This window comes from Corynebacterium sp. HMSC067D03, assembly GCF_001811185.1.
GTDB classification, from domain to species: domain Bacteria; phylum Actinomycetota; class Actinomycetes; order Mycobacteriales; family Mycobacteriaceae; genus Corynebacterium; species Corynebacterium coyleae.
In genome coordinates this window covers 1-304 of record NZ_KV803827.1, presented here as the reverse complement: position 1 = coordinate 304, position 304 = coordinate 1, and the positions used below count along the sequence as shown (strand labels likewise).

Annotated in this window: 1 pseudogene; it reads left to right on the top strand. The window is 55.6% G+C overall.

Features of this window, described 5'->3' with window-relative positions:
- Window positions 1-25: 25 nt before the first annotated feature.
- Window positions 26-304, top strand: a pseudogene (locus tag HMPREF2785_RS07655) (transposase); the annotation flags it as partial.

Sequence of the window (304 nt, the reverse complement as noted above, 5' to 3'; positions counted from 1 at the left end):
TGAAGTGTCCCAGGTTTTGTTCCGTTTGAGTAGATGGGAAAATCTGGAATATGCCAAGAAAATTTGACCAGGATGCCAAGGACCGCGTGGTCCGTCTCGTGGAAGATCGCATCTTGGCGGAAAATATGTCGATGCAAGCCGCATGCCAGGCAGTAGCCCCAAAGCTGGGGGTTTCATGGCACACGGCTCGCCAATGGACCCAGCAGGCCCGCCGTGCGGGAAACATCCCAGAACCTGTGCCTGAAGACTTGGCCGCCGAAAACGCGAGGCTACGCCGTGAAAACCAAGAGCTACGCGACACTAA